21 protein-coding genes are annotated in these 23052 nt (G+C 67.3%); 11 read left to right on the forward strand and 10 right to left on the reverse strand.

Annotated elements, in window-relative coordinates:
- Nucleotides 1-429: 429 nt before the first annotated feature.
- Together AC3WJI_RS14650 and AC3WJI_RS14655 are read right to left on the reverse strand one after the other, a co-directional pair.
- The gene (locus tag AC3WJI_RS14650; protein ID WP_492758017.1) at nucleotides 430-651 is read right to left on the reverse strand and encodes a hypothetical protein; all 222 of its coding nucleotides are present in this window, start codon (nucleotides 649-651) and stop codon (nucleotides 430-432) included.
- Between the two features lie 54 nt (nucleotides 652-705).
- Nucleotides 706-1377 (reverse strand): GcrA family cell cycle regulator, encoded by a 672-nt coding sequence (locus tag AC3WJI_RS14655; RefSeq protein ID WP_492758018.1) that lies wholly within the window; start codon nucleotides 1375-1377, stop codon nucleotides 706-708.
- A 52-nt stretch (nucleotides 1378-1429) separates the two neighbouring features.
- Between AC3WJI_RS14655 and AC3WJI_RS14660 the strand changes: the two genes are divergently transcribed.
- Entirely contained in the window at nucleotides 1430-2269 is an 840-nt protein-coding gene (locus AC3WJI_RS14660) for an ABC transporter permease (protein WP_492758019.1), read from the forward strand.
- Here AC3WJI_RS14660 and AC3WJI_RS14665 read toward each other — a convergent pair.
- The gene (locus AC3WJI_RS14665; protein WP_492758020.1) at nucleotides 2259-4217 is read right to left on the reverse strand and encodes a PAS domain-containing sensor histidine kinase; all 1959 of its coding nucleotides are present in this window, start codon (nucleotides 4215-4217) and stop codon (nucleotides 2259-2261) included. The two genes, AC3WJI_RS14660 and AC3WJI_RS14665, sit on opposite strands and share 11 nt — an antisense overlap.
- Nucleotides 4218-4508: 291 nt before the next feature.
- Here AC3WJI_RS14665 and AC3WJI_RS14670 point away from each other — a divergent pair, with 291 nt between their 5' ends.
- From AC3WJI_RS14670 to queE, 6 genes are all read left to right on the forward strand, one after another.
- The gene (locus AC3WJI_RS14670) at nucleotides 4509-5705 is read left to right on the forward strand and encodes an aspartate aminotransferase family protein (protein WP_492758021.1); all 1197 of its coding nucleotides are present in this window, start codon (nucleotides 4509-4511) and stop codon (nucleotides 5703-5705) included.
- Nucleotides 5706-5735: 30 nt separating this feature from the next.
- The gene (gene argF / locus AC3WJI_RS14675; RefSeq protein ID WP_492758022.1) at nucleotides 5736-6653 is read left to right on the forward strand and encodes an ornithine carbamoyltransferase; all 918 of its coding nucleotides are present in this window, start codon (nucleotides 5736-5738) and stop codon (nucleotides 6651-6653) included.
- Between the two features lie 145 nt (nucleotides 6654-6798).
- Complete coding sequence (locus tag AC3WJI_RS14680) at nucleotides 6799-7725, forward strand: Hsp33 family molecular chaperone HslO (RefSeq protein ID WP_492758023.1); 927 nt, start codon at nucleotides 6799-6801, stop codon at nucleotides 7723-7725.
- A gap of 84 nt (nucleotides 7726-7809) precedes the next feature.
- Entirely contained in the window at nucleotides 7810-8214 is a 405-nt protein-coding gene (locus tag AC3WJI_RS14685) for a DUF3617 domain-containing protein (RefSeq protein WP_492758024.1), read from the forward strand.
- A gap of 144 nt (nucleotides 8215-8358) precedes the next feature.
- The gene (gene queC, locus AC3WJI_RS14690; RefSeq protein ID WP_492758025.1) at nucleotides 8359-9042 is read left to right on the forward strand and encodes a 7-cyano-7-deazaguanine synthase QueC; all 684 of its coding nucleotides are present in this window, start codon (nucleotides 8359-8361) and stop codon (nucleotides 9040-9042) included.
- A complete protein-coding gene (gene queE, locus AC3WJI_RS14695) occupies nucleotides 9039-9671 on the forward strand; it encodes a 7-carboxy-7-deazaguanine synthase (protein ID WP_492758026.1) in 633 nt (210 codons plus the stop codon). The genes queC and queE overlap by 4 nt, the downstream gene beginning before the upstream one ends.
- A 149-nt stretch (nucleotides 9672-9820) precedes the next feature.
- Here queE and AC3WJI_RS14700 read toward each other — a convergent pair whose 3' ends face one another.
- The 3 genes from AC3WJI_RS14700 to lipB form a co-directional block, all read right to left on the reverse strand.
- The gene (locus AC3WJI_RS14700) at nucleotides 9821-10504 is read right to left on the reverse strand and encodes a hypothetical protein (RefSeq protein WP_492758027.1); all 684 of its coding nucleotides are present in this window, start codon (nucleotides 10502-10504) and stop codon (nucleotides 9821-9823) included.
- Between the two features lie 158 nt (nucleotides 10505-10662).
- Entirely contained in the window at nucleotides 10663-10932 is a 270-nt protein-coding gene (locus tag AC3WJI_RS14705) for a hypothetical protein (protein ID WP_492758028.1), read from the reverse strand.
- A gap of 108 nt (nucleotides 10933-11040) precedes the next feature.
- The gene (lipB, locus tag AC3WJI_RS14710) at nucleotides 11041-11685 is read right to left on the reverse strand and encodes a lipoyl(octanoyl) transferase LipB (RefSeq protein WP_492758029.1); all 645 of its coding nucleotides are present in this window, start codon (nucleotides 11683-11685) and stop codon (nucleotides 11041-11043) included.
- Between the two features lie 99 nt (nucleotides 11686-11784).
- Between lipB and AC3WJI_RS14715 the strand changes: the two genes are divergently transcribed.
- On the forward strand, nucleotides 11785-12621 hold the full coding sequence (locus AC3WJI_RS14715) for a DUF7847 domain-containing protein (RefSeq protein ID WP_492758030.1): 837 nt from the start codon (nucleotides 11785-11787) through the stop codon (nucleotides 12619-12621).
- Nucleotides 12618-13352, forward strand: a complete 735-nt coding sequence (locus tag AC3WJI_RS14720) for a hypothetical protein (RefSeq protein ID WP_492758031.1) — start codon at nucleotides 12618-12620, stop codon at nucleotides 13350-13352. The genes AC3WJI_RS14715 and AC3WJI_RS14720 overlap by 4 nt, the downstream gene beginning before the upstream one ends.
- On the opposite strand, the gene AC3WJI_RS14725 is transcribed toward AC3WJI_RS14720, so the two are convergent.
- The 3 genes from AC3WJI_RS14725 to AC3WJI_RS14735 all read right to left on the reverse strand — a co-directional run bounded on the left by AC3WJI_RS14725 (nucleotide 13319) and on the right by AC3WJI_RS14735 (nucleotide 17344).
- Nucleotides 13319-13915: a GNAT family N-acetyltransferase gene (locus AC3WJI_RS14725; protein WP_492758032.1), complete on the reverse strand. Its 597-nt coding sequence runs from the start codon at nucleotides 13913-13915 to the stop codon at nucleotides 13319-13321. The genes AC3WJI_RS14720 and AC3WJI_RS14725 overlap by 34 nt on opposite strands.
- Before the next feature lie 187 nt (nucleotides 13916-14102).
- Complete coding sequence (locus AC3WJI_RS14730) at nucleotides 14103-15680, reverse strand: M20/M25/M40 family metallo-hydrolase (RefSeq protein WP_492758033.1); 1578 nt, start codon at nucleotides 15678-15680, stop codon at nucleotides 14103-14105.
- Nucleotides 15677-17344, reverse strand: coding sequence for a M28 family metallopeptidase (locus AC3WJI_RS14735; protein ID WP_492758034.1), 1668 nt, complete (start codon nucleotides 17342-17344; stop codon nucleotides 15677-15679). The genes AC3WJI_RS14730 and AC3WJI_RS14735 overlap by 4 nt, the downstream gene beginning before the upstream one ends.
- Nucleotides 17345-17454: 110 nt before the next feature.
- On the opposite strand from AC3WJI_RS14735, the gene pepN reads away from it, so the two are divergent.
- Nucleotides 17455-20043 carry an aminopeptidase N gene (pepN, locus tag AC3WJI_RS14740; protein ID WP_492758063.1) on the forward strand — a complete coding sequence of 863 codons (2589 nt, stop codon included), beginning with the start codon at nucleotides 17455-17457 and terminating at the stop codon, nucleotides 20041-20043.
- A 315-nt stretch (nucleotides 20044-20358) separates the two neighbouring features.
- The gene (locus tag AC3WJI_RS14745; RefSeq protein ID WP_492758035.1) at nucleotides 20359-21912 is read left to right on the forward strand and encodes a glycosyltransferase family protein; all 1554 of its coding nucleotides are present in this window, start codon (nucleotides 20359-20361) and stop codon (nucleotides 21910-21912) included.
- On the opposite strand, the gene AC3WJI_RS14750 is transcribed toward AC3WJI_RS14745, so the two are convergent.
- Complete coding sequence (locus AC3WJI_RS14750; RefSeq protein WP_492758036.1) at nucleotides 21846-23048, reverse strand: glycosyltransferase; 1203 nt, start codon at nucleotides 23046-23048, stop codon at nucleotides 21846-21848. The two genes, AC3WJI_RS14745 and AC3WJI_RS14750, sit on opposite strands and share 67 nt — an antisense overlap.
- Nucleotides 23049-23052: the final 4 nt, after the last annotated feature.

The following is a 23052-nucleotide window of genomic DNA, read 5'->3' on the forward strand; positions in this document are numbered from 1 at the left end:
AGCGCGGGGGCGCTGTTGAGCTGACGCGGGGTTTGGGGGATGTCTCATCGAGACCGTAGCCCGCGGACAGGCCCCGCCCCAACCCAGCATCGGGTGATCAGCGCCCCGCGCTGATCAGGCCATGCGGGGCATGGCCGACCCGATGCTCTGAAGGGGAGGGGCTTAGAAGGTTACGCGCAGGCCGATCCAGATGACGGCTTCAGTCGACGCGCCGACAAGGGCGTCGAGCAACCGCTGGAGCGGGCCGCCCGAAAGCCCCCCTGCCGAGCGGTCGGATACCCGCGCGCCTCGCTAAGGATGTTCTCGAGGATGCACACTGCCGCCGGATCGCTTGCGCGAGCGCATCGATCCATTCGGCCATGTGACGCAGGACGACGCATTGACCTCGTGTCGAGACCAGGCGCGCGTCGTCCGCGCCTGAAGGCGTAGTCAGGCCTCCGCCAAATCGAGCCGGCGCTTTATAAGCGAAACGTCTCCCCGGATCGCATCAAGCTCCGCGTTGATGCGCGCGATATCGACGGCAATGGTTGCCTGATGCTGCTCGACAGACGACAATCGCATCTTCATCGACGCCTGATCGCGACGAAAGTCTGCGAACTCAGCGTGAAGCCGCTTGAGAAGCTCATAAGTGAGTTCCGCGGTGTCGCTCATGTTTCTTATACTACGCCCTAAAGCGTAGCGAGTCGATGAACGACACCTGCCGCATCAGCGGACGCGCGGGCCGCCGAAGGGGAGCGGGGGCGGAGGACGGCGGTCGCGGCGGGGAAGCTGCGCCTGATAGGCATGGCCGCAATGGGCGACGCAGTACGGGAAGCCCGGATTCACCTTGTCGCCGCAGAAATGGAAGTCGGGCTCGCCCGGATGGCCGAGCGGCCATTTGCAGATGCGGTCGTTGAGATCGAGCAGGCTGGTCTTGCCCGCGATCGCGTCGCTCGGCTTGGCGGGGACGAGGCGGCGGGGCGGCGCAGGGGCGATCGGCGGCGCCTGCTCGCCCGGATTCTGGCGGACGAAGCCGCCCGGGCCGACCGAGCGGAGCACCGGGGCGCTGGGCTCGCGCGGTTCGGCAGGCGCGTCAGCCGAAGGCGAAGCGGCGGGCGCCGGTGCGGCAGCGCGCGGCGCGGCCTGGACGGGGGCCTGCGGCGCAGGCGCGGGTGCAGCGGGTTGCGCGGCGGGCTTGGGCGCGGGCGCCGCGGCGGCCTCGGCCTTGGGCTCGTTGGGCTTGACCGGCGAAGGGCGCGACTGGAGGCCCAGCCGGTGCGCCTTGCCGATCACGGCGTTGCGCGACACGCCGCCGAGCTCCTCGGCGATCTGGGTGGCGGTCATTCCGCTGTCCCACATCTTCTTCAGCGTATCGATACGCTCTTCGGTCCAGCTCACTTCTCTTCCTTCAACTTGCGGGCGGCGCAGGCAGCGTTTACGCGAACACGCGATGAGCAGCCACGAAACCGGTCAAACCCTCCCCGAGCCCGGCGTTCCGGTGATTCGCAACGTGAACTGGGGAGGATTGCGTACGCTCTATATCAAGGAGGTGCGCCGTTTCTTCAAGGTCCAGCTCCAGACGGTGTGGGCGCCGGCGGTGACGACCCTGTTGTTCCTGGTGATTTTCACGGTGGCGCTGGGCGGCGGCGGGCGGATGGTGACGCTGCAGGGGCACGCGGTGCACTTCGCCAACTTCATCGCGCCGGGTCTGATCGTGATGGCGATGCTCCAGAACGCGTTCGCCAATTCGAGCTTCTCGCTGCTCGTCGGCAAGATCCAGGGGACGATCGTCGACTATCTGATGCCGCCGCTGTCGACCGGCGAACTGCTTGCCGGGCTGTGCGGCGGCGCGGTGACGCGGGCGTTCTGCGTCGGCGGCGCGGTATGGCTGGCGATGCTGTTGTGGCTGGGCGGCAATATCCTGCCCCAGCATCTGTGGGCGGTGTTGTGGTTCGGCTTTCTCGGCGCGTTGTTCCTGTCGCTGCTCGGGGTGATGACGTCGATCTGGGCCGAGAAGTTCGATCATGCCGCGGCGGTGACCAATTTCGTCGTGGCGCCGCTGTCGCTGCTCTCGGGGACCTTCTATTCGGTCGACCGGCTGTCGCCGCTGTTCCAGACGATCAGCCATCTGAACCCGTTCTTCTACATCATCTCGGGTTTCCGCTACGGCTTTCTCGGAGTCGCCGATTCGCCGATCCTGGTCGGCAGCGGCGTGATCCTCGCGCTCGACGCGGTGCTGGGTCTCGCCTGCTACACGCTGCTGCGCAAGGGCTGGAAGCTCAAGAACTAGGCGCGGGAGCCTTTCGCTCGGCGCGCGCTGCCGGCTCGAACGCCGCCGCCGTCGGGATCGTGAAGCAGAACGACGCGCCGCCGCCGGGACGGTCGGTCGCGGTCAGCGCGCCGCCATGCGCCTCGACGATGCGCTTCGAGATGTTGAGGCCGATGCCGAGGCCGGCGATCCCCTTGCTCGAGGCGAAGCGTTCGCCGAGGCGTTCGGCGAAGCCCTCGGGGAGGCCGGGGCCGTTGTCGGCGATCTCGACCGCGACCATGTCACCGGTCTCGCGCGCACCGATCGCGATCAGCGGCTCGCAGGCGAGCCCCTCGCATGCCTCGAAGGCGTTGCGGACGATGTTGACCAATACCTGCTGGATCTGGACCCGATCGATATAGACCTCAGGCAATGCGTCGGGGATTTCGACATGGAGCGCGTGCAGCCGGCGCGACCCTACGAGGAGCAGGTTGACCGCGTCGCTGACCACGTCGCGGAGCGCCTCGCGTCCGAGATCGACTTCGCGGTGCGACAGGAAGCTGCGGAGCTTGCGGATGATGTCGCCGGCACGCAGGACGTGCGTCGAGATTTCCTTGAGGAATTCGGCGACGCGGGCGTGATCCTGCTGCGCCTCCAGCGCCATGGCGGCGGCCGAGGCATAGTTCGACGCGGCGGCGAGCGGCTGATTGATCTCGTGGGCGATGTCGCCGGCGAGCTCGCCCAGCGCATTCTGGTGCGACAGCTCCATTAGCTGCACGCCGAGATCGGCGACCTGGTCCTCGAGCGAGAAACGGTCGGACAGATCGCGGACGAAGGCGGCATGGACGACTTCGCCGTCCTGGCGCGCGACGCCGACGCGGAGCTCGGCGGGAAATTCGCTGCCGTCGCGGCGCAGGGCGGTCGTGGTGATGACGCCGCTATCGGACCTGCCGATGCCGGGATCCGCGGCGAACAGCGTGTCGAAATCGGCGCCCTTGCGCGCGAACAGTGTTTCGACGCGGGTGCCGCACACCTCCGACTCCGAGGCGCGCCAGAGGTGGCGGGCGGCGGCGCTGAAGGTACGGATCACGCGGTCATGCCCCGTCACGATCAATGCGTCGGGCACTGCGGTCAGGATCGAATCGAGCTCGGCCTGGTGCGCCGCCATGCGCTTGTTCTGCTCGGTCGCGCGGATGGTGACGTGGACGAGCAGGACTACGACAACCAGGAGGTTGGCGTCGGCGATGAAATAATAGAGCTCGCTGTCGTCGAACGTTCCTGCCTCGCGCAAGGCGACGAGGATCAGCGTCGGCAGCACCGTCAACACGATGATCGCCGGGGTGAGTTGCTGAAGCGTGTACCAGGGCGAGTCAGGGAAGGGCCGGACCGGATCGGCGAAGCGGCTCTGCACGATGATCGCGAGCGCCAGCAACAAGGCGGGGACGCCCGAGACCGCGGAGGGGCCGACGAAGCGCGTCCCGAGCGGGATCTGATGGGTGAGGGTGAAGGCTACTAGGAGGAGTGTCGCGGCAAGTGTCGCGCTCGCCAGGGGGGCAGCCCAGCGGCGGCGGTCGCCGTGCGGCGAACTGAGCAGGAAAATGGTGACCACCTGCATCGTGAACAGCGACAGCGCGCCGAGCTGCGGCACCCCGCCGTTGCGGACGTGGAGCGCGACGACCTGCGCGCCGAACAACAGCCTGCCGACCCCGAAATCGCCGATCACATAATGCGCGAGCACCAGCAACGCCGCCGCCGCCGGAAGTAGCAGAAGGACCCGCGCGGCGACCCGGTGCCCGGCGAACAGGACGAGCGTGCCCGCGACGATCAGCAGAAAGACGAAGCTCAGCAATGGTTGGAACGCAATGGCGGGATTGCCGAGCCCGCGAAGCGTCGCATTATCGACCACATAGCCGAGCAGGATGATCGCGGGCAGCAGACCCGACAGCGCCGCCAGTGCGAAGGCCAGCCTTGATCCCGATGTCCCGCGCACGCGCCCTCTCTCTCCTGCCACGTCGTGCATGTCTTTCCGTTATTCGGGCCAGGGGAAAGGCACAGGCCGGGGAAGCGGCGTGGTGAAAACCTGTGTAACTATGCAGGAGTTCCGCCGTTTCGCAAGCGACTCCTGCCAAGCGACCATGGGCCTCGGGCATGGCCTGCTCCGAAACGAATATTGACGCACCTGTGGCGCTGCTTCTAAACACCCGCTCCGGGCGGTCCGGTTGGCCGCCCTTTTGCGTTTCTGGAGCTCGACCCAGCTTTCCCCGAAGGAGGTACCGTTCCCATGCCGATCACCCCGCTGATGCCCGTTTACCCGCGGTGCGGCGTGCGGCCGGTGCGAGGCGAGGGCGTGTACCTCTATGGCGAGCAGGGCGAGCAATATCTCGACTTCGCCGCGGGGATCGCAGTCAACGCGCTGGGCCATGGCCACCCGCATCTGACCAAGGCAATCCAGGAACAAGCCGCGACGCTGATGCACGTCAGCAACCTCTATGGCAGCCCGCAGGGCGAGGCGCTGGCGCAGCGGATCGTCGACAACAGCTTCGCCGACACGGTGTTCTTCACCAATTCCGGCGTCGAGGCGATCGAGTGCGCGATCAAGACCGCGCGGCGCTATCATTACGTCAACGGCAACCCCCAGCGCCACAAGCTGATCACCTTCAAGAATGCCTTTCACGGCCGTTCGATCGGGGCGATCTCGGCGACCGACCAGCCCAAGATGCGCGACGGCTTCGAGCCGCTGCTGCCGGGCTTCGACTATGCGAAGTTCAACGATCTCGAAGGTGCGCTCGCCAAGATCGACGACGAGACCGCGGGCTTCCTGGTCGAGACGGTGCAGGGCGAGGGCGGGATGACCGCGGGGACGCCCGAATTCATCCAGGGCCTGCGCAAGGCCTGCGACGAACATGGCCTGCTGCTCATCCTCGACGAGATCCAGTGCGGCTATGGCCGGACCGGCAAGATGTGGGCGTATGAGCATTACGGCATCACCCCCGATATTTTGACCGCGGCCAAGGGCATCGGCGGCGGCTTCCCGCTCGGCGCGTGTCTGGCGACCGAAGAAGCGGCCAAGGGCATGGTGATCGGCACGCACGGCTCGACCTATGGCGGCAACCCGCTCGGCATGGCGGCGGGGCAGGCGATCCTCGACGTGATGCTCGAGCCCGGCTTCTTCGAGCATGTCACGCAGATGGGCGAGCGGCTGCGCCAGGCGTTCGAGCAGATGATCCCGAACCATGATCATCTGTTCGAGGAGATTCGCGGCAAGGGGCTGATGCTCGGCATCAAGATGAAGGAGCCGGCGGTGAGCCGCAATTTCGTGGCGCATCTGCGCGACAATCACGGGCTGCTGACGGTGGCGGCGGGCGAGAATGTGTTCCGCGTGCTGCCGCCGCTGATCATCGACGAGAGCCATATTGCCGAATGCGTCGAGCGGCTGAGCGAAGGCGCACGCAGCTTCGCGCCGCCGAGCGATGACTAAAATGATCCTCCCCGGTACGGGGAGGATCTAATGCGCCACTTTCTCGATCTGTCCGATGCCGGCACCGCGGGGTTGCAGGCGATGCTCGACGACGCCGTGGCGCGGAAGGCCGCGCGCGCCGGCTGGCCCAAGGGCAAGGCCGACGCCGACGCGCCGCTCGCCGGGCACACGCTCGCGATGATCTTCGAGAAGAACTCGACGCGCACCCGCGTCTCGTTCGACATGGCGATCCGCCAATTGGGCGGGACCAGCATCGTGATGGACGCTGGCTCCATGCAACTCGGGCGCGGCGAGAGCATCGCCGATACCGCCCGCGTGCTCTCGGGCTATGTCGACGCGATCATGATCCGCACCGACGATCACCAGAAGGTGGTCGACATGGCGCGCTACGCCAGCGTGCCGGTGATCAACGGGCTCACCGACGCCTCGCATCCGTGCCAGATCATGGCAGATCTGCTGACCATCCTCGAAAGCGGCAAGACGCTGCCCGGGCTCAAGGTCGCCTGGCTCGGCGACGGCAACAATGTCCTCGCCTCGATCATGGAGGCCGGCGGGCTGATGGACTTCGACACGGTCGCGGCGTGCCCGCAGGGCTTCCAGCCGAGCGACGAGGACGTCGCGCGCGGGCGCGGCCGGGCGCGCGTCGTCGGCAGCGCGAGGGAAGCGGTCGAGGGCGCCGACATCATCGTCACCGATACCTGGATCTCGATGGGGCAGGCGCATGCCGAGACCAAGCTCGCGGCGATGATGCCGTTCCAGGTGGACGAGGCGCTGATGGCCGCGGCCAAGCCCGACGCGAAGTTCCTCCACTGCCTGCCCGCGCATCGCGGCGAGGAAGTGGTCGACGCGGTGATCGACGGACTGCAATCGCTGATCTGGCCCGAGGCCGAGAACCGGCTGCACGCGCAGAAGTCGGTCTTGCGGTGGTGCTTCGGGCAATTGGGCTGAGTTGAAGCGGGCGACCTCGCTTCTTATCTGAGCCACGACCCCAGAAACCCCGTTCGCGCTGAGCTTGTCGAAGCGCCGTTCTTCTTTCGCGATGGTGGAGGAAGAAGGACGGGGCTTCGACAAGCTCAGCCCGAACGGGAATGTTATGACTTTCAACACCGCCCCCACCACCGACCTCGACCGCGTCGTCGGCTTCACCATTCCCGGGCGCCATGCGCGCGGCCGTGTCGCGCGGCTCGGGCCGGTGCTCGACCGGATTCTGTCGGCGCATGCCTATCCGGCACCGATCGAGAAGCTGCTCGCCGAGGCGCTGACTCTCACCGCTTTGCTCGGCGCGACGCTCAAGGATGCGCAGGGCCAGATGACGCTGCAGGCGCAGGCGCCGGGGGCGATCGTCAACCTGCTGGTGTGCGACTATAAGGACGGCGAGCTGCGCGGCTATGTCCAGTTCGACGCCGAGCGGCTGTCGCAGCTGGGCAAGAACCCGACGCTCAACGCGCTGTGCGCCAAGGGCTATCTCGCAGTGACCTTCGACCAGGCGGTGACCAAGGAGCGCTATCAGGGGATCGTGCCGCTTGACGCGCGCTCGATCGGCGCGGCGGCGGAGCAGTATTTCCTCCAGTCCGAGCAGATCCCGAGCCTGATCCGGCTGGGCACCCACCGCGACGCGCAGGGCAAGATGATTGCCGGCGGCATCTTCCTCCAGCATCTGCCCGAGGGCGAAGTGGGCCGCGAGCGGCTGCACGTGCGGCTCGATCATCCCGAATGGCAGCATGTCGAGGCGCTCGCCTCGACAATGGGCGCCGACGAGCTGGCGGACGCCGGGATCCCGCTCGAGAACCTCGTCTGGCGGCTGTTCAACGAAGAGCCCGAAGTGCTGCTGTCGAACGGCACCGACCTGACGCGCGGCTGCCGCTGCGATACCGCCTATATCAGCCAGGTCCTCGCCAAGTTCCCGGCAGAGGAGCGCGCCGCGATGGCCGACGAGAACGGGGTGATCAGCGTCGACTGCGCGTTCTGCTCGAGCAAATTCCCGCTCAAGCTCAGCGATTTTGTTTCACAGCCGTTGTAAAGCGAGACGCGCTTTCCATATCTCCGGCGAACCGGGCGCAGGGTAGGTTTGGGGCGCCGGATGTGCCCGGTGCGGGGAGTGGTTATGGTGCTTATGCGTTTGATGCGCCCGACGATGCTCGGCGCGTTGCTCCTGTTCGGCGCCGCGGGCGCGCCGGCGCAGCGCAGTGCCGCGCCGAATGCGCTGGGCGGCCTCGAGCATGGCCAATGGCAGCTTCGCGACGGCGAGGGGAAAGTGCGGCAGCTGTGCCTCAGCAATCCGACGACGCTGATCCAGATCATGCACGGCAACACGCAGTGCGAGCATTTCGTGATGGAAAATACCCAGCGTTCGGCGACGATCCGCTACACCTGCCCGAGCCACGGCCATGGCCGCACGACGATCTCGGTCGATACGCCGCGGGTGATCAACCTCGAGACGCAGGGCGTCGCGAACGGCGCGCCCTTCTCCGAGCAGTTCGAGGGGCGGCGGGTCGGGGCGTGCAGCTGAGGCGGCGCTCACGAATCGTTAACCCTGCTCGTTTACACGGGAGATCGCTCCTTCCTGGAGCATCTCCTCTCTGGCAAATTTCAACTGGGCCGCTTCATCGCGGCCCATTTTGCGTTGCAGCGTGAAAAGGGCTAGCGGCGGGACATGACCGACAGCGTTGCAATCGTCCTGGTTTCGGGCGGACTGGATTCGATGATCGCCGCCGCGCGTGCGCGCGAGGACGGGCACCGCCTGCTCGCGCTCTCGATCGATTACAACCAGCGGCACCAGGTCGAGCTCGCCGCGGCGCGCCGGATCGCGGCGGCGCTGGGCGCCGAGCGCCATGTCGTGCTGCCGCTCGACCTGCGCGCGTTCGGTGGATCGGCGCTCACCGCCGACATCGACGTGCCCAAGCAGGGCGTCGGGGACGACATTCCGGTGACCTATGTGCCCGCGCGCAACACGATCTTCCTCAGCCTCGCGCTCGGCTGGGCCGAGGCGGCGGGCGCGCGCGACCTCTATATCGGGGTCAATGCGCTCGATTATTCGGGCTATCCCGATTGCCGGCCGGAGTTCATCGCGGAGTTCGAGAAGCTTGCCGAGGTCGCGACCAAGGCGGGGGTCGAAGGCGCGCCGTTCCGAATCCGTGCGCCGCTGCAGGACATGACCAAGGCGGATATCGTCCGCGAAGGCGTACGGCTGGGGCTCGATCTGGGGATGAGCTGGTCGTGCTACGATCCGGCGCCGGGCGGGCTGCATTGCGGATTGTGCGACAGCTGCCGGCTGCGGTCGAAGGGGTTCGAGGAAGCGGGCGTTCCCGATCCGACGGGCTACGCGACCCAGCCATGACCTATGCGGTGAAGGAAATGTTCCTCACGCTCCAGGGCGAGGGCGTGAATGCCGGGTCGCGTGCGGTGTTCGTGCGCTTCGCTGGGTGCAATCTATGGTCCGGGCGCGAGCAGGATCGCGCCGCGGCGGTGTGCAGCTTCTGCGATACCGATTTCGTCGGGACGGACGGGTTGGGCGGGGGCAAGTTCGCCGATGCCGAGGCGCTGGCCGAGGCGGTTGCCGGGCATTGGGGCGCCGATACCGCGCGGCGCTTCGTGGTGCTCACCGGGGGCGAGCCGATGCTGCAGGTCGACGACGCGCTGATCGACGCGCTGCATGCCTGCGGCTTCCGCATCGCGATCGAGAGCAACGGCACCCTCGCGGCGCATCCCGGGATCGACTGGGTGTGCATCAGCCCCAAGGCGGGCAGCGACGTGGTCCAGCGCTCGGGCGACGAATTGAAGCTGGTCTGGCCGCAGGCGGGAATCGACCTCGATGCGATCGAAGGCTGGGACTTCGCGCATTTCCTCGTCCAGCCGATGGACGATGCGCGCGGCGAGGCCAATGTCCGCGCGGCGGTGGCACTGGCGATGGAGCGGCCGCGCTGGCGGCTGTCGCTGCAGACGCACAAGCTGCTGGGGTTGCGGTGAACATGCTCCCTCTCCCATCGGGAGAGGGAAGGGGCCCGCGCGCATAGCGCGTGGGAAGGGTGAGGGCAGGTCAGCGATATACGTCTGCCCTCACCCTTCCGCCGACTTCGTCGGCTCCCTCCCTCTCCCGATGGGAGAGGGATAGAAGGTTACCGCGCGGCTACGCGGAGCGCGCCGCATTTCTTCGCCTGGTAGCTGCCCTTGCGCCAGCATTTGTTGTTGCCGAACGGCGGGACCGTCTCGTAGGCGAGGTTCTGGTAATTGACCGTGCGGCGGAACTGCTCGCCCCAGGGCGACAGGCTCGCGCGAAGCTCGCGCATCCGGTCCTGGGCGAGGTCGCCGAACGCGCCGCGGCGAATGAATAGCGCATCATGGCCGATTGTGGCGGCTGTCTGGCAAAAAGAAAGCTGGCCCGAGACAGTCGAAAAGCCCGAATAGACGCGGGTGCCGAACTTATCGAGTTCGGTTTGGCCGACCTTCTTGATCTTGTTCACGCGTATAAAATATTTCTCGAGCGTACCGTATGATTCACGCAGTTCTACTTCGTGATCCTTGAGGATCGCATTGTAATTGCCGAGCGTCAGCAAGGTCGGCTCGAACTGGCATTGCAGCGCGGCGACGTTGAGCGCGGCGCGCAGGTTCCACACCAAGGCGGCGCGCAGCTCGGCAGGCGAGGCATCAGGCAGAGCAGGGCCGGTCATGCCCGGCTCGGCGCCGGTCACGCGCGCGCCCGAAAAGTCCCTCGATTTGAGGAAGAACTGCGCCGAGGCAGGGGCGGCGGCGAACAGGCAGGTGGCCAGGGCCACGGTGGATACGATACGCGGAACGAGCATCAGGCCCTCTTTTTGGCTTGTCCCACGCGTGGTTAAGGAGTTTTGAGTCCGCGCCCAAGCCCTTTTTTCGCGCAGGCCCGCGCGCGCCCCGGATCCCTCACGCAAAAGGGCCGCCCGGTCGCCCGGACGGCCCCTTCAAACACGCTGACGCGCGATGATTACATCGCGTTGCCGGTCGTGGTGGTGGTGTTCTCGGTGGTGGTGGTCACCGAGCTGCTGTTGGCGTCAGCAGCGCCCATGTTGTCCATCGGAGCAGCCGCGTCGATGTTGGTGACCATCGTGTCGGTCGTGGTGACGTTCTCGGTCGGCACGACTTCGGTGGTGTTGGTGACGTTGGTCGACGATTCGTTGCTGGTGCACGCCGAGGCCAGAAGGGCCGCGCCGGCGATCATCGAACCTGCAACGATCTTGGAAAGGACTGCACGCATGTAAAAGCTCCCTAGATAGTGGATTTGGACAGCGGATACGCCGTTAATACCCAAACCGGACTGGACATTAGTCGGTTTGTGGCAGGCTCTCAAGACTCGATTTGCCCTTCAAACGTCCAGAGCGTTCAAAAACGGCGAAAATGTGGCGGCGAGCGCCGAATCGAAGCGCTCGGCGGCGATCGATTTGCCGAGCGCGGCGGCGCTGGTGACGGGGAATTCGGCTATCCCGCACGGCACGATCCCGGCGAAGTGGCTGAGATCGGGGGAGAGGTTGACCGCGAAGCCGTGCAGCGTGACCCATTGGCGGATGCGCACGCCGATCGCGCCGATCTTGGCCTCGCGCCCGGCGGCGTCGAGGGTCCAGATGCCGATCCGGCCGGGGGCACGGAACGCCTCGATTCCGCAGTCGCCGAGCGCGGCGATCACCCAGCCCTCGAGCGCATGGACGTAGCAGCGCACGTCGCGGCGGCGTGCGCGCAGGTCGAGCACGACATAGCCGATCCGCTGGCCGGGTCCGTGATAGGTATAGCGCCCGCCGCGGCCGGTCTTGTGGACCGGGAAGCGCGGGTCGAGCAGCTCGGCGGCGTCCGTGGCGCTGGTGCCCGCGGTGTAGACCGGGGGATGCTCGAGCAGCCAGACCAGCTCGCGCGCCTCGCCGCGGGTGACGGCGGCGGCGCGCGCCTCCATCTCCGCCAGGGCCTGGGCATAGTCGATCCGCTCGGGTTCGACGCGCCATTCGATATCGGAAGTCATCGGCGCCGATTTGGGCCGCCGCGCGGATTTGCGCAAGCATTGGCAACGCGCGGCCGCGCGGCTAACACGGGGCAGGGGCGACGGAGAACAGGGCTGGCTATGGTGAAGATGGGAACCGTCTGGGATCGGACGGCCGAATTCCTGAGCGACAATATCGCCGCCATCCTGCCGATCGCCTTGCTCGCCTTCTTCGTGCCGGCTTCGATCGAAGGCAATTTCGAAGCTGCCAAGGCCGGCGCGAGCGCGAGTTTCACGGCGTTGCTTGCCGGCCTGCAGATCGTCTTCGCGCTGATTTCGATCTGGGGATCGCTGGCGATCACCGCGATGGCGCTCGACATCGCGTCGGAGCGCAGCGCCGCGAACATCGCAACGCGGCGCTTTCTGCCGGCGCTGCTCGTGTCGCTCGTCCTCTTTGCAGTGGCCTTCGTACTCGTGTTGCCGATCCCGCTGATCCTCCTGGCGAACGGTTATGACCTGGACGTGCTCGCCGCCGGCGGCAATCCGACGGCGCTCAGCATGCAGATGGCCGGCGTGATCGCAGTGTATGTGCTCGTGTTGGTCGCCCTCGGCCTGTGGGTGGCGGCGCGGCTGATCGTCGCGACCCCGGTGGTGGTGCGCGAGGACCGCGTGCTGAGCGCGCTCGGCCAGTCCTGGTCGCTGACGCGGGGCGCAGCTTTGCGCATCGTCGGCGTGATAGCGCTCTTTGCGCTGGTAAGCTGGGTGGCCGGACTGGCGGCGAAGACCGTGTTCGGTACCATATTCACATTGGTCGCCGGCAATGACGGCCAAGGCGTGTCGCTGGCGACGGTGATGACCTCGATCGTCGTCGCGGCGGTGCAGGCGGCGTTCATGGTGATCCCGCCGGCATTCACTGCGAAGCTCTACCTCGCGCTGACCGCGCAGGCGGGATATCGTCACGGCGAAGCCGCGGCATGACCCTCGGCCTTGCCGGCGTGCTCGCCGATGCCCGCGCGCTCTGGCGGCGCGAGCGCGAACTGCTCCTCCCGATCGCCGGCATGTTCTTCGTCGTGCCGATGCTCGGCACCGTGCTGCTCCTCGCCAATAGCGGCTTCGCCGAAGTCCCGCCGGAGAAATTGCGAGAGGCGGTGATGGCGTTCTACGTCGCCAATCTGCTGCCGATCCTGCTCGCCAACCTCGCGATCGATTTCGGCACCTTCGCGGTGCTCAACCTCTATTTCCAGGGCGGCGGGCGCACGCTGGGCGAAGTGCTGCTGCTCACCCTGCGGCGCTTCGTGCCCTTCCTGGTGATCGACATCGTCGCGTCGATATTGTTCAGCCTGGGCTCGTCGCTGTTCCTGCTGCCCGGGCTGTTCGCCTTCGCGCGGACCTGGCTTGCGGGCCCGGCCTATGCCGCGGCGCCCGAACGCGGGGTGATCGAGGCGTTCCGCCAGGGCTGGCGGCGCAGCGCGGGGTTCGGCTGGGTGGTGCTGCTCGCAGCGGCGGGCATGGTATTCGTCGCCGCGATGCTGCTCATCGTCGTGTCGACCGGCCTGCTCGCCGGGCTGGCCGCGGCGGTCGGCGACGAAAGGGTGGGCGTGGTGACCGGCTATGTCGTCGCGGCGCTGATCGGCGGGGTCGCCTGGTCGGCGCTCGGGGTGCTGCGCGTCGCGGCCTATCGGCGGAGCGAGCCCAGACAGGGGATGTGAGGCGCGGCGTCGGCGGCGAGAATGCCGGCGATGCGGGGATCGGCGAAGGTTTCGACCGTCCGCTTGTACGGCACGAAGCCGTGGCGGCGATAAAAGCCCAGCGCCGAGGGGTGATCGAGCGTGCAGGTATGCACCCAGACGCGCTCGACGCCCTTGCGCCAGGCCAGCGCCAGCGCCTGCGCCATCAGCCAATTGCCGTTGCCCTTGCCGGTGAGTTCGGGGACGAGGCCGACATAAGAGAGCTCGCACGTCGCCGCGACGCGGAAATCGAGCTCGAGCATGCCGAGCTCGATCCCGGCGCGGTCGATGACGGCATAGACTTCGATTCCGTCGTCCTCGAGGATGCGGCGGAGCGCGTCGTCGGGCATCACCAGCCGCGAGAACCATAGCCAGGGCTCGCCGACGCGGCGGAACAGCGTTTTGTACCGGTCGCTGGCGGGGGCGGGCCAGTGGACGAGGCGGAGCGGCGAGGGCGGGGCTGGGCGGAGCGGCGGCTTGGCGCGCATCTCGAGCGAGGTGACGATCGTGGCGATCTGGTCGTTGGCGACGGGGGTCAGGCCCATGCCGTCCCTCGCGCACCAAAATTCCCCTTCCGCTTGCGGGAGGGGTTAGGGGTGGGTAGAAAAGAGCGGGCTCGATGCCCGATCTTTTCTTCGTTCCGCGCATCTCGTTGGGCTCGCCTCGCTCGCACCCACCCCCAGCCCCTCCCTTTCAGGGAGGGGAGTTTGAAGAGAAAGGCGCGGCTGCTTTTCACCTGGCGCCGGGGCCCCCATAGAGCGTGCCGAAGAAATCGCCCTTGTTCCACACCGGCCGCTGGTCGGAATCGGCGAGCGCGCGGGCGATGGCGTAGTTGAGCTTCACGAAGCGGACCCCCTGGCCGAAGTCGATCAGGCCGACCTCGTCCGAGGGCTGGTGGTAATGCTTCTCGTTGAAATCATCGATCGCCGCCTTGCCGGGGCCCTTGGGGCCGGGTTCGAGCGACACTGCAGGGATGCCGGCGCGGACGAAGCTGTAATGGTCCGATCGGACGAAGCTCGCTTGCTCGGGCGCGGGATCGGGGGTCAGCGTCAGCCCCTCGGCCTGTGCCACCGCCGCCACCGTCGGGCCGATGCTGGTGCGATCGGCGCCGTACACCACCAGGTCCTCGAACTTGTAGGTGAGCACCGGCATGTCGAGATTGACGTTGGCGACGATGCTGCCCCTGGGCACGGTCGGGTGCGCGGCGAAATAGTCCGAGCCGACCAGACCCTGCTCCTCGGCGGTTACCGCGACGAACAGGATCGAGCGGCGCGGGCGCTTGCCCGATGCCGTGAATGCCTTGGCGACTTCGAGCATCGACGCGGTGCCGACGGCATTGTCCATCGCGCCGTTGTAGATGGTGTCGCCTTTGGCGTCGGGCTCGCCGACCCCGACATGGTCGAGATGCGCCGAGAGGACGACTGTCTCGGCCTTTTTGTCGGTGCCCTCGAGCAGGCCGGCGACATTGTTGCTGGTGAGCGTGCGCAACGAAGTGTTGGCGGTCGCCGTGGCGGTGACGTCGAGCGCGCCGCGCGGCAGCTTCCTGTCGGCCTTGTCGGCGGCGAGCACCTCGTCCCACTTGATCCTGGATCCGGCGAACAATTTGGCGGCGCCGTCGAAGCCCAAATAGGCGAAGGCAGGCGCCGCGCCGCCATCGGGCGAGCCCTGCCAGGTCATCGACTCGCTCTGGGCGTGCGGGACGGTGGCGGCGAAGGGGTAGATTGCGTGGCGGGCATTGCCCTCGATCAGGATCAGCCCGACCGCGCCGTGCGCCGCGGCGGTGCGTGATTGCTCGATCGGCGTGCCGAGATGCGCGCGGACGTCGCTCGCCTCCGAATGCGGCGCGTCGCGCAGGACCGCGACGATCGCGCCCTTCGTCTTGAGGCCCTTATACTCGGCCTCGCTGCCATAGCCGGCGAAGACCACCGGGGCCGACAGCGCGAGCTTCGGCGTCATCGGGGCGGCGCGCGGGATGAAGTCCTTGCCCCATTCGAGCACGGTCTCGGTGGCGCCGCGCTTGAGCATCAGGCTGCCATGATCGGCCGACTTGTAGGCGAGCAATGGCACCGGCTGGAGCCACGCCCCGTTGGGCCCGCCGGGCTTGAGCCCGATCGCGAGCATCTGCGCGGCGACATATTGCTCGGCCACCGCGAGCTCGGGCGAGCCGGTGTCGCGGCCGCGCATCGCGTCCGACGCCAGGAAGGCGACATGCGCCTTGAGCGCGGCCTCGGCGGGAGTGAGATCCTGCGCGGCGGCGGGCAGCGCCGCCAGCAGCGGCAGCGCGCAGAGCAGGTGCTTGATCAGCCTCACTTCGCCCCCGGTCCGTTGTAAAGCAGGCCGAAGAAGTCGCCCTTGTTCCACAAGGGACGCTGGTCGCCATCGGCGATCTCTCGGGCGATGCGGTAATTGACGTCGACGAAGCGCACGCCCGATTCCCAGTCGATCGGCACCTGGCCGATCGCGTCCGACGGCTGGTGGTAGTGGTTCTTCATGAAGTCGTCGATCGCGGCGCGGCCGGGGCCGCCGGCACCGGGCCACAGGAATACCGAGGGCACGCCCTGCTGGACGAAGCGATAATGGTCCGAGCGGACGAAGATGCCTTCGCCGGGCAGCGGATCCTCCGACAGGGTCACGCCGATCGCCGCGCCCGCCTTGGCGACGATCGGGCCGAGCGACGAATGCTGCGCGCCGTACACCACCACGTCCTGGAACTTGTAGGTGATGATCGGCATGTCGAGATTGACGTCGGCGACGATCGACTGGATCGGGACGGTCGGGTTGTGCGCGAAATAATCCGAGCCGATCAGCCCCTTCTCCTCGGCGGTGACCGCGAGGAACAGGATCGAGCGGCGCGGCGGGGTGGCGGCGGTCTTGAAACGCTTGGCCTCCTCGATCAGCGAGGCAATGCCGACCGCGTCGTCGAGCGCGCCGTTGTAGATCGTGTCGCCGCTCGCATCCGCCTTGCCGGTGCCGAGATGATCGAGATGGCCCGAAAGGACGACGACCTGCTCGGCGAGCGTGGGGTCGCTGCCCTTGAGCATGCCGGCGACATTGTAGCTCGTCATCGGCGTCGTCGCGGTGTTGAGCGTGACGCTGAGCGTCGCGGGCAGCTGGATCGCCTTGAAGGTCGCGCCGTCGGCCTCGGCCGCCTTGGCGACCTTGGCCCAGGGGGTTTTGGCGCCCTCGAACAGCTTCGCCGCGGCGGCGAGGCTCAGCGTGCCGAGCGAGGGCGTGCCCGATGCGGCGACATGGCCGCGGCCATCCGCCTCGGCCCAGGTGACGCGGGCACGGTCCCACGACCCACGCATCGCGGCGAAGGGATAAGCGCCGCGGCCCTTCAGCGGCGATTCGAGCGTGATATAGCCGACCGCGCCCTTCTTCATCGCGATCTCGGCCTTGGTCGCCGCGCTCGAGAAATGCGCGCGCTCCTCTTCGGGAAAGGCGCTGGGCGAGCCGCCGAAAAAGGCGACGATCTTACCCTTCACGTCGACGCCCTTGTAATCGTGGCGACCGAGACCCTCGATCCCGTAGCCGACGAACACCACCGGCGCGGTGAGGGTGAATTCGCGCTGGGCCGGGTTTGCAGCGGGGAGATACTCCTCGCCAAAAGCCAGCGCGACCGGCGCGCCGCGTTTGCGAGTCAGCGTCATCCCGCCCTTGTCGGCCGCCTTGTAGCTGAGCAGCGGGACCTTCTGGAGGTAGCCACCTTCGTCGCCCGCCGGCCGCAGGCCCGCGGCGTAGAATTGCGACGCGACATATTGCGCGGCGATGTCGAACTCCCGGCTCCCCGCCTCGCGGCCCGCGACTGCGTCCGAGGCGAGGAACATCACATGGCTCTTGAGCGCGGCTTGATCGGCGGGAAGCGCCGCGTTGACGATCGCATTCTTCTGCGCAGGCGTGGGCGCCGGAGCCTCCTGAGCGGCCGCCGCGGGGGCGAGCGCGATCAGGCCGAGCGGCGCAATCAGTCGAAACATGGAAAGTCCTCAAGAGTCTGGAACGACTTACCGGTAGCAGCGCGCAACCGATAGGCAAGCGGACAGTTTGTTGTAGCGGCCCTGGCGGCCGATCCTATATCCGGGACATGATGGCAGACGCTCAGACCGCAACCCAGGCGCCCAACGTGACGCGCCGCGACGCTTACCGCGAACCCGATTGGCGCGTTCCCGAGATCGCGCTCGACTTCGATCTCGACCCGGCGAACACGCGGGTGACCGCCACCCTGTGGGTCGAACGCAACGGCACGCATGACCGCATGCTCGTGCTGAACGGCGACGGCCTGACCCCGGCGGCGGTACGCATCGATGGCTACGAGACTCGCAATTGGCACAGGGACGGCAACGATCTGGTGATCGAGTTGCGCGGCGCGGCACATGTGATCGAGACCGAGGTGGAGATCGCGCCGGAGCGCAACACCCAGCTCCAGGGGCTCTATGCCTCGGGCGGCATGCTGTGCACGCAGTGCGAGGCCGAGGGCTTCCGGCGGATCACCTTCTTCCCCGACCGCCCCGACGTGCTCAGCCGCTACAAGGTCAGGCTGACCGCGGACAAGACGCGCTTCCCGGTGCTGCTGGCGAATGGCGATCCGATCGCGCAGGGCGATCTCGAGGGTGGGCGGCATTGGGCCGAATGGCACGACCCCTTCCCCAAGCCGAGCTATCTCTTCGCGATCGTCGCGGGCGATCTCGTCGCCAATCGCGGGACCTTCACGACGATGTCGGGGCGCGAAGTCCAGCTCGGCATCTGGGTGCGCGAACCCGACCTGCCCAAGACCGACCATGCGCTGCATGCGCTCAAGCTGAGCATGGCGTGGGACGAGAAGGTCTATGGCCGCGAGTACGATCTCGACGTGTTCAACATCGTCGCGGTCGACGATTTCAACTTCGGCGCGATGGAGAATAAGGGCCTCAACGTCTTCAACAGCCGCTACATCCTGGCCGATCCCGACACCGCGACCGATTACGATTACGACGCGATCGCCGCCGTGGTCGCCCACGAATATTTCCACAATTGGTCGGGCAACCGCGTCACCTGCCGCGACTGGTTCCAGCTGAGCCTCAAGGAAGGCTTCACGGTCTTCCGCGACCAGAGCTTCTCGGCCGACCAGGGCAGCGCCGCGGTCAAAAGGATCGAGGACGTCCGCGGCCTGCGCGCCTCGCAATTCCCCGAGGATTCAGGGCCGCTCGCGCATCCGGTGCGTCCCGACGAATATATCGAGATCTCGAACTTCTACACCGCTACGATCTACAACAAGGGCGCCGAAGTCATCCGGATGATGGCGACGATCCTCGGCCCCGACAAATTCCGCACGGCGACCGACCTCTATTTCGACCGCTTCGACGGCACCGCCGCGACCTGCGAGGATTTCGTCCAGTGCATGGAGCAGGCGGGCGGCGTCGACCTGACCCAGTTCCGCCGCTGGTACAGCCAGGCGGGCACGCCGCGCGTCTCGGCAACGCTCGCGCAGGAAGGCGGCCGCGCGCGGCTGAGCCTGCGCCAGCTCGTCCCGCCGACGCCGGGCCAGCCGGTCAAGGAGCCGATGGTGCTGCCCTTGAAGCTCAAGCTGTTCGGCGGCTTCACCGGGCGGCCGATGTGCGAGGAGCAGTTGATCCTGCTCAAGGACGATTCGCAAGAAATCGTATTCGAGAACCTCTCCGAGACGCCGGTGCTGTCGATCAATCGCGGCTTCTCGGCGCCGGTGGTGGTCGAAACCAACCGCACCGCCAAGGACCTCGCCTTCCTCTCGGCGCACGACGACGATCCGTTCGCGCGCTACGAGGCGATGCAGCAATTGATGCTCGATACTTTGGTCGCGTCGGTGACCAATGGCGGCGCCGATCACGCGCCGGTTATCGAGGCGGTACGCAACACGCTGACCGACGCGGCGCTCGACCGCGCCTTCATTGCCGAGGCAGTGCTGCTGCCGTCGGACAGCTTCATCGGCGACCAGATGGCGGTGGTCGATCCGGAGGCGATCTTCCGCGCGCGCGAGGCGCTGCGCCAGGATCTCGGCAAGACGCTCGCGACCGAATGGCGCGCGGCGTACGAAGGCAGCCTCGCCAACCGCTTCGAATATTCGCCTTCGGCCAAGGGCGCACGCCGGCTCAAGACGGTGTCGCTCGGCTATATCGCGGCGAGCGGTGCCGCCGATGCCGACCAGCTCGCCTTCGACCAGTTCAGCCAGGCCGACAACATGACCGACCGGCAGGGCGGGCTCACCACTTTGGTCAACGGGGCGTCGCCGCTGCGCGAACAGGCGCTCGACGTCTTCTACCGGCGCTATCAGGGGAACGGCCTGGTGCTCGACAAATGGTTCCAGGCGCAGGCGCTGTCGACCCGCGAGGACACCGCCGAGGCGGTCGAGCGGCTGGTCGCGCATCCGGACTTCACTTTGTCCAACCCCAATCGCGCGCGCTCGCTGATCGGGGCGTTCAGCGTCAACCAGCGCGCCTTCCACGACGTGTCGGGACGCGGCTATCGCTTCGTCGCGGACCAGCTGATCGCGCTCGACAAATTGAACCCGCAGACCGCGGCCAAGCTGATCCCGCCGCTCGGCCGCTGGAAGCGCTTCGACGAGGGCCGCGCCGCCAAGATGCGCGCCGAGCTCGAGCGGATCGTTGCGACGCCGGGGCTGAGCAAGGACATGTTCGAGCAGGCGACCAAGTCGCTGGATTGAGTAGGAGCCCCTCCCCTTCAGGCGCGGCAGGTCGCCCATGCCCCGGCATGGGCTAAACAGCGCGGGGGCGCTGTTGAGCTGACGCGGGGTTGGGGGGATGTCTCATCGAGACCATCGCTCGCGGTCGGGCCCCACCCCAACCCCTCCCCTGAAGGGGAGGGGCTTTAGAAGCTCTCATCGCAAATGCCGGGCTCCGTAGCCCCACGTGCGTGACAGCGCGCGCCGCCTTCGGTAAGCGTCCGCAAAATCGGTCGCAAACAAGGCAAAATCCATGCACCCGCGGGCTTTGGCATCCGAGCAGGGCATTCGAACCTGATGGCGCAGGACGGTGCCGTCGCCGCGCCGCGCGCGTCGTTTCTGCCTTCGCTGAATGCCGCTGGCGCCGTAGTGCCGCCGTGGCTGGTGCTGTTGCTTGCCGCGATCGCGGTGCGCGCGATCGCGTTCGGCAATCCGGTGGTGCATGTCGACGAGGAATTCTATTTCCTCACCGCGCAGCGGATGCTCGACGGCGCGCTGCCTTATGTCGACATCTGGGACCGCAAGCCGATCGGGCTGTTCCTGATCTATCTGCCCGCAGCGGCGTTCGGCCCGGTGGTCGGGCTGTGGGTCTACCAGGTCATGGCGCTGGCCAGCGTCGTCCTCACCGCCTTGTTGATCGCCCTGCTCGCCGAGCGCGGCGGCTGGGGCAGAGGCGGGCTGGTCGCCGGGCTGCTCTATCTGTTCATGCTCGGCTTCGGCGACGGGCAGAGCGGACAGGCGCCGGTCTTTTACAATCTGATCACCGCTGCGGCGATGGTGCTGGCGGTGCCGTGCGGCGCCTCGGCGGCGTGCGGGAAGCTGCGCCGGGCGCGCGCGATCGGTGCGATGGCGCTGATCGGCGTCGCGCTGCAGGTCAAATATTCGGTGCTGTTCGAGGGGCTTTTCCTCGGGCTGTGGCTGTTGTGGCGCGAGCATCGGCTCGGGCGCGCCAAGGTGCGGATTGGGTGGTTCGGCGTCGAACTCGTTGCTGTCGCCATGGTGCCGACCTTCCTCGCCTGGGGCATCTATGCCGGGCTCGGGCATGGCTATGCGTGGTTCTACGCCAATCTCGGCTCGATCCTCGATCGCAACAGCGATCCGCCGCTGGTGCTGCTCGGCGCGTTCCTCAAGGTGGCGCTGATCCTCGCGCCATTGCTGGTCGTTGCCGGGCTTTCGCGCCACGTGCCGGTGCGCGATCCGAGCGAGCACCCGATCCGGGCGCTCTATTTCGGCTGGCTGATCGCCTCGCTGTTCGGGCTGATGGTGTTCGGCACCTGGTTCAACCATTATGCGCTGCCGGTGATGCTGCCGGCGTGCCTGTGCTGCGCCGGCACTCTCGGCGGCACTGCGCACGGCCGGCGGATCGTGACGCCGCTGCTGCTGCTCGTCGCCGGGCTGGGTGGCGAGATCACCGTGTGGAGCGCGAAATGGCATCGCGGCGACGCGCAGCAGCTCGAGACGCTCGCCGAGGCGATCGGGCACGGCCCGGGCTGCCTCTATGTCTATTCGGGCAATTCGAGCCTCTATGCGCATAGCGGGCGCTGCGCGCTCAGTCCGTGGGTCTATCCGAGCCACTTGTCGCGCGAGCGCGAGAACGGCGCGATCGGCGTCGACCAGCTGACCGAGATCGGGCGGATCTTCGACCGGCGGCCGGAAGTCGTGGTGATGGGGCCAGCTTTCTCGGGCGAGCGCGCCGAATCACGCCGGCTGGTGACCGACCGGCTGCATCACGGGAAGTACGCGCTGCGCGGGCGCTACCCGCTCGGCAAGACGCTGCTGGACGTCTATGCCGCGCCGGGCAGCACCGCGGGCGTCGTGCCGGCGCGCCTCGCCGCGAGAAGCCCTTCGTAATAGGCCATCAGTTCGACCGTATGGTCGCGGTCGCTGCGCACCTTGCCCGCGGCGACGCGCGCGGCGGCGCGCAGGATCGCGGGCTCGCGGGCGAACATCCGGCGGATCGCATCGGCCGCCGACAGTGCGTCGCGCGCGGCATAGGTTTCGGCGAACAGCGGATCGGCGATCTCGGCGAACCCGCCTTCGTCGGGGCCGATCAGCGGCAGGCCCGAGGCGAGCGCTTCCGAGGCGACGAGCCCGAATGGCTCGGCGTCCGAACCGTGGACCAGCGCGTCGCAGCTCGCCATGATCCGCGACAGGCGGACGCGGTCATAGACCGGGCGGAAGATGCGGATGTGCGGGCTGCCGGCGATGCGGTTCTCGAGCTGGTGGCGCTGCGGCCCGTCGCCGATCAGGATCAGCCCGACGGGGAGGTCGGTCGCCGCCGCCTCGACCGCGTCGATCACCAGCGGCCAGCGCTTCTCCTTGTGGTGGCGGCCGAGGCCGAGCAGCAGATGGCCCTCGGGCGGCAGCCCGCATTGCTCGAGCAGCGCCACGCGGAGCTTCTCGTCGCGCAGGTCGGGCGAGAACCAGCTGCGCTCGATCCCGAGCGGCATCGACGCGTCGACCTTCATGCCGCGGCGGCGGAAGCGCTTGGCAAGCGCCGGGCCATTGGTGACGAACGCGTCGTAATGGCCGAGGAAGCGGTTCATGTAGCGCGTGTACCAGGCGAAGGCGCGCTCGACCTGGATCGGGCTGGCGATATTGTCGAGCCAGCGCTGCGGATAGGCGCCCATCTGGTCGCCATGCGCGAAGAACACCTTGAGCGAGGGCCCCTGCCAATTGGCGACGGTCCAGGCCGGGAGCCAGGGCGAGCTGCACTCGACGATGTCGGGCTGGAGCTGGTCGAGCAGCGCCCAGACCGGCTCGTCCTTGACGAAGATGCAGTAATTCTTGTCGAGCAGCAGCGCCGGCGACTTGACCCAGAGGATGCGGCCGCCGCCCGGACGATCTTCGACCCCGTCCTCGAGCGCAGGCGCGATCACGGTGAGTTCATGGCCGAGATCGGCCATGATCCCGATCTTGCGATCGATATAGGTGCGCACGCCGCCGCCGGTCGGCGAATAGAATTCGTTGACGTCGACGATGCGCATGGCC

This window comes from Sphingomonas sp. FW306-1B-B10E (assembly GCF_058782005.1).